We start from the raw sequence: 15,478 nt of genomic DNA on the forward strand, positions 1-15,478 counted from the left end.
AGGCGCGGCCCATTTCGCGTGAAGCCTAGAAGAAGCCACTCACGTCAGTCACACGCTCCGGATCGGCAGAGGCCAGCGCGGCGGCACGCTCGGGCTGCGGCGGATAGATCCAGACGGTGTTGATCTCCTGCTTGGTCTTCTTGGCGACCTCGCCGACCATCGCCACCTTGCGTTCCCAGCCAACGGTGAACAGCGCACCGGCTTCGCCGAGGTCGAGGCAGGTGACATAGCCCTTCTGGTGATAGGGCTTGGTCGGAACGCCCAGCAGTTCGGCGGCGGCGTTGTTGCCGGCAAAAGCGCCCATTCGCGTGGCGTGCTGACACGACATCAGCGCGTAATTGCCGATATCGTCGCTTGCGGCCCTGGCGGCGTCACCGGTAGCGAAGACACCTGGCACTGATGGCACGCGCAAATCCCGGTCGACCAGTAGGCGGCCGAAATTGTCGCGCTCGGCCGGGATCTGCTGGGTCAACGGTGCCGCGCGAATACCTGCCGCCCAGATCACGGTCGCGGCCTCGATGTGTTCGCCGTCGGAAAGCGTGACGCCGGATTCGTCCAGCGATGTAATGCCGGCGCCAAGCCGGGTCTCCACGCCGAGCTTGCGCAGGGCCTCTTCGATGACAGGACGGGGGCCTTCGCCCATATCAGGCGCGATCGCCTTGTTGCGGTCGACGATGATGACGCGCGTCTTGGCGTCCTTGCCGAGGATTCCGCGCAGTCGCGACGGCATCTCGGTGGCCGCCTCGATGCCGGTGAAACCGCCGCCGGCAACGACAACCGTGTCACGCCCGTTCGCCGCCGGCCGTTTCGCCAGGCCGTGCAAATGCTTGTCGAGGGCGATTGCATCATCGAGCGAGTCGACGCTAAATCCGTGCTCGCTAAGGCCCGGAATGTTCGGACGGAATAGCCGGCTGCCGGTCGCCACCACCAGCCGGTCGTAGGAAAGGGTCTTCTTCGCACCCTTGGTGGCGACGATGCCCACCGTGCGGGATTTGGCGTCGATGGTTTCGGCGCTGCCTTGCACGTAAGTAACATCGACGGCCTTGAGCACCTCCAGCAGCGGCGCCGTCAGGGTCTCGGGCTTCGGTTCGTACAGCCGCGGCCGCACTACCAGCGTTGGCTCTGGCGCGACCAGCGCGATCTCGAGCTCCTCGGGCGAAACGCCCTGGATATCGCGCAGGCGGGCTGCGGAAAGTGCGGCGTACATGCCAGCGAAGCCGGCTCCTATGATAACAAGTCGCATGTGATCTACTCCTTGGTTTGATTTTCTCGGTAGTGCCCGCCGCTTCTCTTTGGCGGCAAGCATCCTCCGATCGACGTCGACGCGAACAGGCGGACCGAAGACCGGCGGGCCCTATGGTAGGCAGTTCGGTGCCGAAGACATCGGCGTGGGATTTTCACAAGCCGCGCGGCAGCCTCCGAAAGGGGATGCCCAGCCACGGTTAAGGGTCACGGGCAAAGCTGGGCTCGGGCCCCAGTTCTGGTAGGGGAGCTGGGCGCCTACTTTGGACATGATGGAAATCACGGGACTGGTCCGTTGCACGGCCTGCGCTGGAATTTCCACCTCCTCCCCCGCTGCTGAAGTGAAGCGAACTCCCAAAGAAAGTCCGTACACGAGTGCGGTCACGAAGCCTTTTCGGCGTGAAGTGATTGCAAGCCGGTCGACCAAGTTCTTCCTGAGCATGTTGTCTCCGTCTGCTGGGGCGTGGGGCACCCTCATGATCTAGCGGACCGAAGATGCGACTGCGCCAGAGCGATTGCTGTACCTGCAGAGCAATTGCTGCTAACGCACGCGGCGTTGCGCTAGGGCTTTCGCCCAGGCGATCGCTGAACGCCACGGCGAGGGCGTACGAGACCGCGTAGCCGAGCTCCGCCGCCATCGACAAAAAACCATGCGTCGGCGACTTGCAGCATGTTCATGGTGATCGAGCGGTACTGTGGCGCAGCCGAACGGGCGGCGAGATCCCGGTGCTTTCCTTGAAGGCTCGGCAGAAGTGGAAGCTCGACAGGCCCGCCTCGCGAGTGAGACATCGGTATCGATGTCCGCGCAAGTGTTCGCCGGTGCGGCGGCATTGCCATCGGCGACAACGCGTCAATGACCGGCTGGATCGCGGTCCAAGAGATCGCAGGGATGCCGTGCCGGACAACGCGCTCGACTGTTATCTGCGGATTACAACACTCACGTTTCAAGAACCCGGGAATACCCATCGCGAGGTCGAGACCGGTCGATGAGTGTCATCGTGCGAGAACGCGCCGCTCCAAACACCGCCGATTTCCCACTCACCGCTAGAACCGCAGTGATGCCGTGGGGGAAAGCCATGGACGTGGTCGGCCATAAGTGCGGGAAAAGCTTGTTACGGTAGAACGAATGCCGTCAACGCTTGTGACGTCTCCAGTCGCTTGGCGTTTCGCCGGTCAGTTTCTTGAATGCCGCGGCGAAGGCGGTCTGGGAGGAGTAGCCGAGGGCCGCCGCGATCGAGACGACGGATTCATCGCTATCGCGCAGCATGCTCATGGCCTGCTCGAGCCGGTACTGGCGCAGCCAGGCATGAGGCGAAAGCCCGGTGCTTTCCTTGAAGGCACGGCAGAAATGAAAGCGCGATAGACCGGCATCCGAAGCCAGCGCCGCGAGCGAGACGTCCGAATCGCTGTCCGAGCGCAAGCGGTCGGTGGCACGGAGCAGGACCTTCGGCGAAAGCCCGCCCATTGTTGGCTGGATCGTCGTTGGCGAGCCGGTGTGCGCAGCCAGAAGACGCGTGGCCAGGAGGTCTATCAATTGGTGCCTGAACAGCGTATCCAGCGCCTCATTGCTCTCCAGGACATCCGTCGCGCTCAAGATCAATCGGGACGTAATGGGGTCGTGATGCGCCGTTCGCTCCACGAGGTCGATCGGTGTGGCGGTGTTGGCTTCGTCAGCGACGCGCTTGAGCACTGCGTGAGGAAGATAGAGCTGAACGACATCAACAGGTTTCGGAATATCCCATCGTGAGCTTGATCCCTCCGGAATGATTATCAATACACCAGGCCGAAACGTTCCGATCGCAACCGATCTGCCTGTCCGACGCTCCATGCGCTGCATCGAGCCGTTGTAAGCCATGATGACGTGATGGCTCATAGGCTCGACGACGTCGTGCAATGGCTCATGTTTCCAGTGAGCGATCGCGCTCCCAGAGGGGTCCAAAGCCATGCTGAGTGGTTTGGTGTGAAGCACGCGTGCCATCTCAACATCGGCAGGACGGCGGTCGGCAACCTGCAAATAACGCTGCTGCGCGCCGGAAGCGTCTGACTGGTTTTGTTGGTGCGAATGATCGCGCAAGATTGGCTGGCTCATGAACCTGTCCTAGCTTCGAGGAGCATCGTTGAGCGTTCGGCGCGCGTTCTAAGCGGGTACAGGCCCAGCGTCTTTCTCAAAACTCCCGTGCTTTGCCTGATCCTGCTGTAAGCTGATGCTAGGCGCCCGCGCCGCGATTAAAGTCGCAATCAGCGCGGCGGACGGTGGCGGTTAACTGCTGTCGAAATAGGCAATCGACGCCGGGAGCCGTCGTAAGCGGCAGCGAATGGACAAAATCGCTGACGTTCTCGAGCAGACATTGAGCTTTGTGTCACGAAACTGCCACGACGAAACTGGACGACCGTGCGCTAGCGTCGGATAATGGTTCACGAAATCACGTGCGGGCGCTTGTCAGTCCAACTTCGCTGAGAGAGTTATCCTATGACCCAGGCGAGCGCCTTCGGCCGGAAGCTCGGGCGGTTTTTGCATCTGAAGGATGCGCCGCCCTCGCTGATAACGAGTTCGCTGCGCGGGGTGGAGCTCGCGGTCACCGAAACCCGGGATGACAATCCAGTGCCGGGTCTTTCCGGTTCCTTTACCGCGGAGGATGCTTTCGTCGTCAGCCTCAAACTTCACGATTATCCCGACTGCGAACTCTGGGAAAATGGCAAGTGCGTGATGAAAGCGGATGTTCCCGCGGGAGCGACCTATCTGTACGATCTCAAGCGCGATCCGCGCTACGTGATCGACAAGCCGTTCCACTCCCTGTTTTTCTATTTGCCGCGCTCGGCGCTCGACGCTCTCACTGAGCAGCCCCGCATGCCGCGCGTCGGTCAGCTTGCCTGTGAACTCGGCGTAGGCCATGACGACACGGTCGTCCGTCATATCGGCGCGTCATTGCAACAAGCGCTGCGTCGGCCAGACGAGACGAACCAGCTTTTCATCGATCACATGATGCTCGCGCTCACCGCACACGTCGCCCAGGCCTACGGCGGGCTACGTCCCTGCACTGAACCGAATCGCGGCGGTCTTGCGCCGTGGCAGGTCAAGCGCGTCTGCGAAAGGCTGGAATCCGATCTCGGCGGAAAGCTTTCGTTGCAGGAAATCGCGGCCGAGTTCGATCTTTCGATCAGCCACTTTTCGCGCGCGTTTCGTATCTCCACCGGCCTGCCGCCGCACCAGTGGCTGCTGCGCCAGCGTGTGAAGGCGGCCAAGCAACTGATGACGGTTCGCGACCTGTCGCTGTCGGAAATTGCAATATCGGCCGGGTTCGCCAATCAAAGCCACTTCACGAGGGTGTTTTCGTCTGTGGTCGGCGTCAGCCCGGGAACGTGGCGCCGCGAGGCGCAGGGTGCACCGGAAAGCGAGAAGTGATCGGAGCCCCGGCAGAAGCCTTTTCGCTCAGCGACGCGTTGCCTGCGAGATAGCGTAAGCGGCGCGACGCAGCGCAAACATCTCGTCCAACGGATGACCGATTCCTTCGGCCAGAGTTGCCGGATTGAACACGGGTTCGTCGCAGGCATCATTTTCTTCGACACCAGTGATCACGATCGTTCCCAGCCGTACCGCTTCGCGTCCGTCCTCATCGGGCCATCGGACGGTCACGTCCATGACCGGGTCGCCCGGACGGTCCAGCAGCGCCATCACACTGAACCTCATATCGCGAGCCGCGATCCGGGATTCGAGGTCGTGCAGCAGCTCGGTGGGTTTTGCGTTGGCTGCGGCCCTGCGCCTCGCCGCCTGTTCGCCGACTGGCGTGACCTTGAACTTGATGAACCTTGTCTCGCCTCTTGAATTGGTCGCGGGAAACGCGTGCACGCCCCAATAGGTTGTTGAGGCAAAGCTTGCGGCAGGCGGATGCGCGGCGATGTAGCTTGCCTGATGCAGCGTCTCGGGATTGGCAACTGAAAATGTCTCGACCATTTCCAGATCCGGCTTGCCGTCGGGTCCTGGAGTACGTGCTCGAAGGAAAGCCAGCATCTGGTCGGGGGTCCTCGCGAAATGAACCGGGGCACTCTGGGTTAAAATATCCGAGCGCTCGCCATCGCTGCCAAGCCGGAAGCTGAATCCGCGCAATAACAGGTAGTTGGTGTCTGGGCCTTCCGCCACCGAGAAGCGCGCCAGGAGGCGCGAAGGCTTGGTGAAGCTACAGGATTTCGTGATCTCCTTCGCCTGGTCCGATGGGGTATAGGTGCCGCGAACGCATCGGCCATTGGCAAAGCTCGCACGTGACTTTGGCGGAAGGCCGGCAACCGTCTTCATGGCGGCGACTATGGATGCGGAGCCGGCAAGGCCGCGGGGGAACTTGGGCAGGACGGGACCTCGTGATCTAGAGTTGGTAAATCTTGGGCAGGACAACTTGGGCGTCTTTCCCGAATCCTTCCCGCCTTGTCTGTTTCTGCGACAAAGCTTGCCGACGGCAGCATCCCCGATGCGTACCGTTCGCAGGACCTCAGTTCGCTTCTGGTCCGGCGAACTTTGGCCAAGGCTGATGCTTGGCCCGCCATTTCGGGCCAGGACCACGCATGTAGTGCAGCTCGGGCCGGTAGCTATCGCGTAGGTCCAAAAACAGGTTCTGAAGAATGCTGGCGATGTCGGACACGGTCACAGCCGCCTTCGAGAAAAAAACAGACTTTGCGGACCAGCGCGCAGAAGCCGGTGCGATCACACGAGGACTGACAATGTTTTTCCAGATCATCGTTTTTCTCCGTCCGCTTGGATGTCGGCCGATGATTTAGCGGATCGGGTCTGCTGCTGCGCCAGAGCGATTGCCGTACCTACAGAGCGATTGCTGCTAATGCATGCGCCCGGCCAATCGGTCGGGTCTCCGCAGGTTCCGCGAGACCTTCAGGCACACCGTGACCTCGGCCAAGCGGCTCCCGATGAATCTGCTCGATGCCTTGCGAGCGGTCGAACATTCAAGCGTGCTGCGGGATCATCTCGGGGAGTTCGTACCCGCCTATATCAAGCTGAAGCATGAGGAGTGGAACGACTACGCACGCCATCTGACCCAATGGGAGCGAGACAACACTCTGGACTGTTGAGTTGCAACAGGTGTTCAGCACTGGCGCGATGGGAAGCCGGCACGCGCCGTATCACACACAGACGATCTGGAGGACCAGGTACCAAACCATTTGCTCGTCAACGAACCATCATTGTCGGTCCAGGGGATCGGTGGCAATTGCGGCAGGTAGGATGCATATGGCATCACTTTCGCAAGCGTCACCCTGCCCGGGTACCGTGCGAGAAAAGCCTTGTTCATTCCGCCGTCGAATCCGCTGTAGATCGGGGCAACTGGCACGTTGTCTTCAAGCAATTGCGCGTACGCGCGCTCGTCGGCGCGCCGTTTTTCCAGCGCCCTTCGCGCGATTTCCGGATTGACGACAAAGGGAGGGCATTTCTCGATCGGATTGAACACGAGAGGGTGCGGCGAACTCGGGGAAGGTTGCGCATCGAACACATAGCGGCGGTTACACACATCCACTTTGGGTTCGAGTTGTGTCGTCCCGAAATGATCGTTGCCGACCTTGAGCATTTCCCAGAAGGGCAGGTTGGGATTGTTTCGATGGCGCGCCAGATTCACCGGTGTCAGGCGGAACGGATAGGCTTGGACCTGGAACGATGTTCGGCCGCCGCGGAATGAGTCACGCGCCAGCGAATAGATCTCGCTGATCTGTTCGTCCGTCATGGCATAGCAACCGCTCGACCAGCAGTCGCCGTGGATCATGAGGAAGCTGCCGTTTCGCTTGTTTGCCCTGTCGAAGCTGTTCGGATAGCCGAGGTTGATCGAGAGATAGAAATTGGAGTTGGGGTTCATCAACTCAGGCGTAACTGTATAAAAGCCTTCCGGAGCCTGTCGGTCGCCCTCGTACAATTTCGGCCCGAGATCGCCCGACCACCGGCAGATCGGATAGGTCTTCAGCAATTGGAAACGGCCGGCCGTGTCCTGCTTCCAGACTTCGAGCTCTGCCTCGTCCTTGAAAAGACGCACAAGGATGGGGGAATATTTCGGCATCTTCTTCTGTTCGAGCAGCGCGAGCAGCTCGGCCGGCAATTCCTGCGTCGCCTTGGCGGGCAACGGCTTGCTGCTTTCGCCAAAGCATGTGGCAGGTGCTAAGGCAGCGGCAAAAGCCGCCGCCAGCACAATTGCGTGTCGGACCATGGCGCGTATCACTGCTGTACCTCCGGCCCGCCGCGCGCCGCTATTTCTCAAATCCGACGAACATCGTAGCCTCCTCGACCGACTTCCGCTCCGACACCATCGCATTCGCCGGAAAAGTCTATCCATTCTACCCCCGATGTCGCCGAACCACCGGACGCTGTTTCAGCAGTTCGACGCCGCGCCGGCAAGCACGCGAAGGCGCAACACAAGTCGTTCGATTGCAATACTATGGATCAATCGGACGACATCGTCTACGGAGTGAACGACCTCGAGGCAAGGTGCTCTCCGCAAGCCGCGCCGGTTCGGCAGGCTCGGCTGAACTCGACGAGAGGTGATCGCGCTGGTGCACCGTGCCTCGCCGGTACCTCCGGCAGGCGCCAGGCGATCCATCACGGCGCCTGTGCGCTTCAGCACGCGATGACACATCATGGTTCTGCTGCAAGATGGTCCCCGCTCCGGGCGAACGCACGCGCTGGCGCGACCACCATTGCTACAAGATGGCTGTCTCAGCGCGGTTTTCATCTCGACGAACCGGCGTCGTCGCTAGCGACTAGCGCAGCACGACTTCTTGATCTGTCCAGCGAAGATAATGCCGCGGTGCAGCGCCTAGCTCGCGCTTAAACATGGCGGCGAATGCGCTCGGGCTGTCATAGCCCACGTCCAGCGCTACGCATGTGACGGGTTCGCCTGCGCCCAGGCGTGCCAAAGCTTCCAGGAGCCGCACGCGTTGTCGCCACATTGAAAAGCTCTGACCGGTCTCGCGGCGGAACAGCCTCGTCAGCGTTCGGCGGCTGAGGCTGTATTTGTCTGCCCAGTCGTCGAGCGTAAGGTCCGAGGAGGGGTCGCCAAGCACTGCCTTACAGATCGCCGCAAGGCGGGGGTCCGGTGGCACCTGCACGTGAAGCGTCACCTCCGGCATGTGTGAGATCTCGGCGAGCAGGAGTTCGAGAAGCTTGCCGTCGCGTCCGTCCTGGTCGTAGGTCTGCGGCATCCGCACCGCCTCGTCCATCAGGGCTTCGACGAGCGAGGATGCACGAATCAGGCGGCACGTCTCCGACGTTCCTCGTCGGCGATCAGGCGTGACATAGATCGTCTGGGCCTCGACTTCACCCCAGGCGCGCGACTGATGTACAACGCCAGCCGGAATCCATAAACCATGCCCGGGTGGAACCACGAAATGACCGCGCTCGGTCATCATCGCCGTGACGCCGGTGATCTGCAGGATGAACTGGTCGCGCCGATGCGCGTGCCGCGTGCTGGTGCTCTCGTTCGGATAAGTTGCGGTCATCGCGGCGACCGGCCGCGCGATCGTCTGAAGTTGTCCGGCATAGTTGGCGGCCGCTGCGGGGCCCTCCTGTTTGCTGCAGGTGCGCAATTCGCCAGTCACATCTCGCCGCGCTACGACTTTCACGTGTCGTGAACTCCCGATCCAAGTCCTTTTCTGCAAGGCTCTTATGCATCTTCCGGGCCAGATATGGCCCGATCGCGATGGTTCTTGTCCCCGATCAGGTAGCGCGGGACAGGGCGTTTGGCAACAATGCTCGCGCCGGCCAGATTCGTCAAAGCCGAATACGGCGTCTGGCGAGGTCCTTCTCACGCCGATATGCGACACGGAGAGCTCGATGAACAGACGCGAATTCACCCAGGCCATGCTGGCCGCCGGCGCCGCTATCCCCTTCGGCATCACGCGAGCGGCCGGCCAGACCCGCGGTGGAACACTCAACACCATCATCCAGCCCGAGCCGCCGCTGCTGGTCACCGCCTTCAACCAGCAACAGCCGACGCTGACGCTCGGCGGCAAGATCTACGAGAGTCTTCTCAAATATGGCGCTGACCTCAAGCCGATGCCGGGCATGGCGCAGTCCTGGGAGATTTCGCCTGACGGACTGACCTATACGTTCAAGCTGTTTCCCAACATCACCTTCCACGACGGCAAGCCGATGACGTCCGAGGACGTCGTGTTCAGCTGCATGAAGGTGTTGACGGAGACGCATCCGCGCGCGCGGCAGAATTTTGCGCGCGTCGCTTCGGCCGAGGCGCCCGATCCGCTCACCGTCGTGTTCAAGCTGAAGCAGCCCTTTGCGCCGTTCCTCGGCTGCTTTGACTGCACCTCGGCGCCGATCGTGCCAAAGCACATCTATGAAGGCACCGACTACCGCAAGAACCCGCTGAACGACAAGGCGATCGGCACCGGCCCATTCAAGCTGAAGGAATGGGTGCGCGGCTCGCATGTCCATCTGGTGCGCCATGAAGGATACTATCTGAAGGACCAGCCGTACCTGGATGAGATCATCTACCGCATCATCCCGGATTCGGCATCGCGCGCGCTGGCGCTGGAGAACGGCACGGTGCAACTCGCGCAATGGACCGACGTCGAGTTCTTCGACGTGCAGCGCTTCAAGGCGCAGAAGAACCTCGAAGTCACCACCAAGGGCTATGAGTATTTCGCGCCGCACCAGTGGCTCGAGATGAACAACCGTATCGCGCCGATGAACGACAAGCGCTTCCGGCAGGCGGTGATGCACCTGATCGACCGCGATGCGCTCGCTAAGCGGGTCTATTTCGGCAGCGCCAAGGTCGCGACCGGCCCGATCTCGTCCAAGACGAAATTCTACGACGGCAAGGTCAAGCGCTACGACTATTCGATCGACAAGGCCAAGGCGCTGCTCGACGAGATGGGGCTGAAGCCCGACACCAACGGCAAGCGCGCTGAGATCAAATACATCGTGCCGCCTTACGGCGAATCCTATCAGCGCGCCGGCGAGTTCTTCCGCCAGAGTTTTGCCCGCGTCGGCATCGATCTCGTCCTCGTCGGCACCGACATGGCCGGCTGGGCCGAGAAGGTCGGCAACTGGGACTATGAGATGACCCAAAACCTGCTCTACCAGCTCGGCGATCCCGCGCTCGGGGTCTCCCGCACTTACGTGTCGTCGAACATCAAGAAAGGCATCCTGTTCTCGAATACCGAAGGCTATTCCAACCCTGAGGTCGACAGACTGTTCGACGAGGCCGCCGTCACGCTCGACGAGGCCAAGCGACAGGAGCTTTATTCCAAGGTGCAGCAGATCCTGGTCGAGGACGTGCCGGTCGCCTGGACGCTGGAGCTCGAATATCCCATCATCTACGACAAGGCGTTCAAGAACATCGTGTCGACCGGCATCGGCTCGCACGAAACCTTCGGGTCGGTCTACAAATCGTGATCCGTCTCGGCAGCGCGGCGACGATCGGGCTGATGGCACTGAGCCGGATTGCCCAGCTCGTCGCCGTCATCCTCGTCATCGCCACTTTCAACTTCGTGCTGGTGCGGGCCGCCCCTGGCGATCCCGCCCAGGTCTTGGCCGGCCAATCCGGCGCGTCCGATCCGAAGCTGCTGGAAGATCTGCGCAAGGAATATGGGCTCGACAAGCCCTACGCCGTGCAGCTCGCAAGCTATCTCGGCCGCGTCGTCAGGCTCGACCTCGGCTATTCCTACCGCCAGCGCCGCGCGGTGGTCGATCTCATCCTGGAACGGCTGCCGGCGACGCTGCTGTTGACGGTGACGGCCTTCTGCCTCGCGCTGTTGATCGGCACGACCCTCGGCGCGCTCGCGGGGCTGGCGGCGGGCAGCGTGCTCGATACGGTTTTCACCGTGCTGTCGCTGGTGCTTTATGCGACGCCGGTGTTCTGGCTGGGGCTGATGCTGGTGCTGGTCTTCTCCGTGACACTCGGCTGGCTGCCGCCGTTCGGTTACGAGACCATCAACGTCAAGCTCTCGCCGCTGGAGCATGCGCTCGACATCGCCAAGCACATGATCATGCCGGTGACCTCGCTGGCGGCGATCTATCTCGCGATCTATGCCCGGCTGATGCGATCCTCGATCATCGAGGTCGCCCAGCAGGACTTCATCAAGACCGCGCGCGCCAAGGGCCTCTCCGGGCCCAGCATTGTGGTCGGCCACATGCTGCGCAACGCGCTGGTGCCCGTCGTCACCGTGGCCGGCATGCAGGCCGGCGCGCTGGTCGGCGGCGCCGTGGTCATCGAGACGGTGTTCGCCTGGCCGGGCCTCGGCCGGCTGACCTTCGATGCGCTGCTCCAGCGTGATTATCCCGTGCTGCTCGGCATTTTTCTCATTCTGTCGATCGTGGTCATCGTGCTCAATCTGCTGACCGACCTGATCTACAGGCTGATCGATCCCCGCATGACGACAGGAGCTGCGTGATGGATGCGGTTCGCGCCTTCCTGCGTCATCCTAGCGGCATGGTCGGCCTCGTCGTGCTGCTTGTCGTGGTCGTCATCGCGCTCATCGCGCCCATCGTCTTTCCGGTCTCGCCCTGGGAAATGGTCAGCGCGCCGTTCACGCCGCCCGGCGAGGACGGCCTGCTGCTCGGCGGCGACACGCTCGGCCGCGACGTTGCGGCCGGCGTCGCCTATGGTGCCCGCGTGTCGCTCGTCATCGGCATCGCCTCGGCCATGGCGGCTATGGTGATCGGCGTCACGATCGGCGCAATTTCCGGCTATTTCGGCGGCAAGGTCGATCTCGTGCTGATGCGGGTGACCGAGCTGTTCCAGACCATCCCCGCTTTCGTGCTCGCGATCCTCTTGGTCGCGACCTTCAACCCGTCGCTGCTGACGATCATCCTGACCATCGGCGCCGTGAGCTGGCCGCCGCTGGCGCGCCTCACCCGCGCCGAGTTCCTGCGCCTGCGCAATCGTGAGTTCGTCGAAGCCGCGCTGTGCCAGGGCGAGAGCACCTTGCAGATCGTGCTCGGCCATATCCTGCCCAATGCGATCTCGCCGATCCTGGTCGTGACCTCCTTGACGGTCGCCACCGCCATCCTGCTCGAAAGCGCGTTGTCCTTCATGGGCCTTGGCGATCCCAATCTGATGTCCTGGGGTTTCATGATCGGAGCCGGCCGCACCGTCATCCGTAATGCCTGGTGGATGAGCGTGTTTCCGGGGCTCGCGATCCTCATCACCGTGCTTGCCATCAACCTGTTCGGCGAAGGTCTCTCCGATGTGCTCAATCCGCGTGTATCGAGGCGTCGGTCATGAGCGACGCCGTGCAAGCCAAGGCACCCGTTCTGTCGGTCGAGGGGCTCTCGATCGCGCTGCCCGAAGGCGGCGATCGCCCGTTCGCGGTCGAGAACGTCTCCTTCGAGGTCAAGCCCAACGAGGTCGTCTGTCTCGTCGGCGAGTCCGGCTCGGGCAAGTCGATGATCGCCCATGCGGTGCTGTCGCTGCTGCCGAAGAGCGTCAATATTGCCGCGGGCGCCGTGACTGTCGCAGGACAAGATCCGGCAAAGCTCGACCGGCAGGCGCTGCGCCGCCTGCGCGGCGGCGAAGCCGCGATGATCTTTCAGGAGCCGTTATCCTCGCTGAACCCGCTCAAGCGGGTTGGCAGGCAGATCGAGGAGATGATCCTCACCCATCAGAAGCCGATGCCGTCGGCAATTGAGGTGCACGAACGCGTGCAGCAGCTCCTGACGCAGGTCGGGCTGCCAAATCCAAAGCTGCTTGAGAAGAGCTATCCGTTCGAGCTGTCCGGCGGCCAGCGCCAGCGCGTCATGATCGCGATGGCGATGGCCAACCGTCCGGCACTCCTGGTCGCTGACGAGCCGACCACAGCGCTCGACGTCACCACCCAGCGTCAGATCCTGCGCCTGATCGACGATCTCCGACGCGACCGCGGCATGGGCGTGCTGTTGATCACCCATGATTTTGGCGTCGTTGCCGATGTCGCCGACCGCGTCGTGGTGCTTCGTCACGGCAAGGTGGTGGAGCAGGGGACGGTCGAGGAAGTCCTGCGCAGTCCTAAGGCTGACTACACCCGCGAGTTGATCGATGCCGTTCCGAAGGCGCGGCTCGACGAGATCCGCCGCACCGCGGTCCATCCTACACCGCTGCTCGAAGTCATCGGTCTTGAGAAGACATTCCGGGTCAAGCGCGGCCTGTTGCAGCCGCCGCGCGAGGTCGTCGCGGCCGACGGCATCTCGCTGACCTTGTACGAGGGCGAGACGCTCGCCGTCGTCGGCGAATCCGGGTCCGGCAAGTCGACGCTCGGGCGCATGATCATGCGTCTGACCGAGCCGGATGGTGGTGCCATCCGCTTCAACGGCCAGGATCTGCGCCAGCTTCGCGGCGAGGCGCTCCGCCAGGCGCGAAAACAGCTCCAGATCGTGTTCCAGGATCCGTTTGCGAGCCTCGATCCGCGCCAGAAGATCGGCGATGCCATTGCGCGCGGACCAATGGCCTTTGGCACGTCGCGCACGGAAGCGATGGAGCAGGCGAGGAAGCTGCTGGTGCGAGTTGGCCTCAACGCCGTCGCCGCCGATCGTTACCCCCACGAATTCTCTGGGGGCCAGCGCCAGCGCATCTGTATTGCGCGCGCACTGGCACTCAAGCCGCGCGTGCTCATCGCCGACGAAGCCGTGTCGGCGCTCGACGTTTCCGTCCAGGCTCAGGTGCTGGCGCTGCTTGCCGAGCTCCGGCAGGAGATGAAGCTCGCCATGATCTTCATCACCCACGACCTGCGGATCGCCGCCGAGATCGCCGACCGCGTCATCGTGCTCCAGAAGGGGCGCATCGTTGAAGAGGGCGCGACCGCGGACGTTTTCACGGCCCCTCAAGCCGCCTACACACGCGAGCTGCTCGATGCGATCCCGGGCCGCGATTTCTTCGACCAGCCGGGCTTTGCCAGCGTGACCGGCGCACTACCGACAGCGAGGATGAGTTCATGACCGACAGCCGTCCCCTTCCAGCCGGCGCGCGCGAGCGCATCGAGGCCGCTGTGGATGCCGCCTTCGACGAGCAGATCGACACCACGATCGCGTTCACGGCGATCCCGAGCACGCGCGCGGCGGAGGCGCCCTGTCAGGACATGTTCGCAAAGCTGTTGCGCGATCGCGGCTACGAGGTCGATGACTGGGTCATCAACCAGGACGATCTGAAGGCGCTGCCGGGCTACGGGCCGGTCGAGACCGACTTTTCGCGTGCCCGCTCCGTTGTCGGCACCTTCCGGCCGGCCAGGGAAGAGGGCCGCTCACTGATCCTTCAGGGCCATTGCGACGTCGTGCCGGCAGGTCCGCTCGACATGTGGGAGCGGCCACCGTTTCAGCCGGTGGTCGAGAACGGTTGGCTCTATGGTCGCGGCGCCGGCGACATGAAGTCCGGTACAATCTCGGCGCTCTACGCGCTCGATGCGATCAAGGCCGCTGGCTACAGGCCCAAGGGCCGCATCCACCTGCAATCGGTGATCGAGGAGGAGAGCACCGGACTCGGCGCGCTCTCCACACTTCAGCGCGGCTATCGTGCCGATGTCTGCATCCTGCCCGAACCGACCGACGAGAAGCTGATGCGTGCCCAGGTCGGCGTGATCTGGTTCCGCCTGAAAGTGCGCGGGATACCAGTCCATGTCGCACGCGCCGGCACCGGCTCAAATGCGATCAAGGCTGCAATCCACCTGATCCAGAAGCTCGAAGGTCTCGAGGCCGAATGGAACGAGCGCGCGAAGACGCACCCCTCGTTCAAATCGGTCGAGCATCCGCTCAACTTCAATCCTGGAATCATCAAGGGCGGTGACTGGGCCTCCAGTGTGCCCGCCTGGTGCGATGTCGATTGCCGCATTGGTGTGCTGCCCGGCTGGAAGATCGCCGACGCCCAGGCCGAGATCGTGGATTTCGTCGCCAAGGCGGCGCGCTCGCATCCATTCCTCGCCAACAATCCGCCGGAGATCGTCTGGTCCGGCTTCCTGTCGCCGGGCTACGAGGCGACGGAGATTCAGGAAAGCGAGGCGGTTCTCGCTCCGGTCTACGAGCATGTGTTCGGCCGCAAGCTGACCAGCTTCTCGTCAACCGCACTGACCGATGCGCGCTTCTATGGTCTCGATTTCGGCGTGCCTGCGTTTTGCTTCGGCGCCACGATGGAAGGCGCGCACGGCTTCAACGAGCGCGTCGATCTCGCCTCGGTCAAGCGCGTCACCAAGGCGCTTGCGCTGTTCACCGCGAGCTGGTGCGGCATCGAGGCCAATTAGCCGAAAGAAGGAAACTCACCGCAAAAAGGGAGGTTCG

The 15,478-nt window shown here is 62.4% G+C and carries 12 protein-coding genes and 1 pseudogene; 7 read left to right on the forward strand and 6 right to left on the reverse strand.

What is annotated here, in order from left to right:
- Positions 1-25: 25 nt before the first annotated feature.
- Positions 26-1,243: an NAD(P)/FAD-dependent oxidoreductase gene (locus XF30_RS12745; RefSeq protein ID WP_109142905.1), complete on the reverse strand. Its 1,218-nt coding sequence runs from the start codon at positions 1,241-1,243 to the stop codon at positions 26-28.
- Between the two features lie 1,131 nt (positions 1,244-2,374).
- Positions 2,375-3,331: a helix-turn-helix transcriptional regulator gene (locus XF30_RS12755; RefSeq protein WP_057026662.1), complete on the reverse strand. Its 957-nt coding sequence runs from the start codon at positions 3,329-3,331 to the stop codon at positions 2,375-2,377.
- Positions 3,332-3,712: 381 nt separating this feature from the next.
- On the opposite strand from XF30_RS12755, the gene XF30_RS12760 reads away from it, so the two are divergent.
- Complete coding sequence (locus XF30_RS12760; protein ID WP_109142906.1) at positions 3,713-4,645, forward strand: helix-turn-helix domain-containing protein; 933 nt, start codon at positions 3,713-3,715, stop codon at positions 4,643-4,645.
- A gap of 27 nt (positions 4,646-4,672) precedes the next feature.
- On the opposite strand, the gene XF30_RS12765 is transcribed toward XF30_RS12760, so the two are convergent.
- On the reverse strand, positions 4,673-5,584 hold the full coding sequence (locus XF30_RS12765; RefSeq protein ID WP_502696165.1) for a catalase: 912 nt from the start codon (positions 5,582-5,584) through the stop codon (positions 4,673-4,675).
- 139 nt (positions 5,585-5,723) lie between these two features.
- Positions 5,724-5,969, reverse strand: a complete 246-nt coding sequence (locus XF30_RS12770) for a hypothetical protein (protein WP_109142908.1) — start codon at positions 5,967-5,969, stop codon at positions 5,724-5,726.
- A gap of 154 nt (positions 5,970-6,123) precedes the next feature.
- On the opposite strand from XF30_RS12770, the pseudogene XF30_RS12775 reads away from it, so the two are divergent.
- Positions 6,124-6,315: pseudogene (locus XF30_RS12775) on the forward strand (type III glutamate--ammonia ligase); the annotation flags it as partial.
- Between the two features lie 14 nt (positions 6,316-6,329).
- On the opposite strand, the gene XF30_RS12780 reads toward XF30_RS12775, so the two are convergent.
- Positions 6,330-7,445 carry a L,D-transpeptidase family protein gene (locus XF30_RS12780; RefSeq protein WP_244608943.1) on the reverse strand — a complete coding sequence of 372 codons (1,116 nt, stop codon included), beginning with the start codon at positions 7,443-7,445 and terminating at the stop codon, positions 6,330-6,332.
- Between the two features lie 538 nt (positions 7,446-7,983).
- A complete protein-coding gene (locus tag XF30_RS12790) occupies positions 7,984-8,844 on the reverse strand; it encodes an AraC family transcriptional regulator (protein WP_109142911.1) in 861 nt (286 codons plus the stop codon).
- Positions 8,845-9,055: 211 nt separating this feature from the next.
- On the opposite strand from XF30_RS12790, the gene XF30_RS12795 reads away from it, so the two are divergent.
- Genes XF30_RS12795 through XF30_RS12815 form a run of 5 tightly spaced genes read left to right on the forward strand, consistent with a single transcriptional unit; the run spans position 9,056 to position 15,441 of the window.
- A complete protein-coding gene (locus XF30_RS12795) occupies positions 9,056-10,633 on the forward strand; it encodes an ABC transporter substrate-binding protein (protein WP_109142912.1) in 1,578 nt (525 codons plus the stop codon).
- Entirely contained in the window at positions 10,630-11,631 is a 1,002-nt protein-coding gene (locus XF30_RS12800; RefSeq protein ID WP_109142913.1) for an ABC transporter permease, read from the forward strand. The genes XF30_RS12795 and XF30_RS12800 overlap by 4 nt, the downstream gene beginning before the upstream one ends.
- Positions 11,631-12,464, forward strand: a complete 834-nt coding sequence (locus tag XF30_RS12805; RefSeq protein ID WP_109142914.1) for an ABC transporter permease — start codon at positions 11,631-11,633, stop codon at positions 12,462-12,464. The genes XF30_RS12800 and XF30_RS12805 overlap by 1 nt, the downstream gene beginning before the upstream one ends.
- Complete coding sequence (locus XF30_RS12810) at positions 12,461-14,149, forward strand: dipeptide ABC transporter ATP-binding protein (protein WP_109142915.1); 1,689 nt, start codon at positions 12,461-12,463, stop codon at positions 14,147-14,149. The genes XF30_RS12805 and XF30_RS12810 overlap by 4 nt, the downstream gene beginning before the upstream one ends.
- Entirely contained in the window at positions 14,146-15,441 is a 1,296-nt protein-coding gene (locus XF30_RS12815) for an ArgE/DapE family deacylase (protein ID WP_109142916.1), read from the forward strand. Before XF30_RS12810 ends, XF30_RS12815 begins: the two co-directional genes overlap by 4 nt.
- The last annotated feature ends 37 nt before the right edge of the window (positions 15,442-15,478 follow it).

It is taken from the genome of Bradyrhizobium sp. SUTN9-2, from assembly GCF_003122645.1.
In the GTDB taxonomy this organism is placed as follows: domain Bacteria; phylum Pseudomonadota; class Alphaproteobacteria; order Rhizobiales; family Xanthobacteraceae; genus Bradyrhizobium; species Bradyrhizobium yuanmingense.

What these genes read in the sequence shown, in the direction of transcription:
- XF30_RS12745 (WP_109142905.1), bottom strand. Translation starts at nt 1,243, where the DNA reads ATGCGACTTGTTATCATAGGAGCCGGCTTCGCTGGCATGTACGCCGCA.
- XF30_RS12755 (WP_057026662.1), bottom strand. Translation starts at nt 3,331, where the DNA reads ATGAGCCAGCCAATCTTGCGCGATCATTCGCACCAACAAAACCAGTCA.
- XF30_RS12760 (WP_109142906.1), top strand. Translation starts at nt 3,713, where the DNA reads ATGACCCAGGCGAGCGCCTTCGGCCGGAAGCTCGGGCGGTTTTTGCAT.
- XF30_RS12770 (WP_109142908.1), bottom strand. Translation starts at nt 5,969, where the DNA reads ATGATCTGGAAAAACATTGTCAGTCCTCGTGTGATCGCACCGGCTTCT.
- XF30_RS12795 (WP_109142912.1), top strand. Translation starts at nt 9,056, where the DNA reads ATGAACAGACGCGAATTCACCCAGGCCATGCTGGCCGCCGGCGCCGCT.
- XF30_RS12805 (WP_109142914.1), top strand. Translation starts at nt 11,631, where the DNA reads ATGGATGCGGTTCGCGCCTTCCTGCGTCATCCTAGCGGCATGGTCGGC.
- XF30_RS12810 (WP_109142915.1), top strand. Translation starts at nt 12,461, where the DNA reads ATGAGCGACGCCGTGCAAGCCAAGGCACCCGTTCTGTCGGTCGAGGGG.
- XF30_RS12815 (WP_109142916.1), top strand. Translation starts at nt 14,146, where the DNA reads ATGACCGACAGCCGTCCCCTTCCAGCCGGCGCGCGCGAGCGCATCGAG.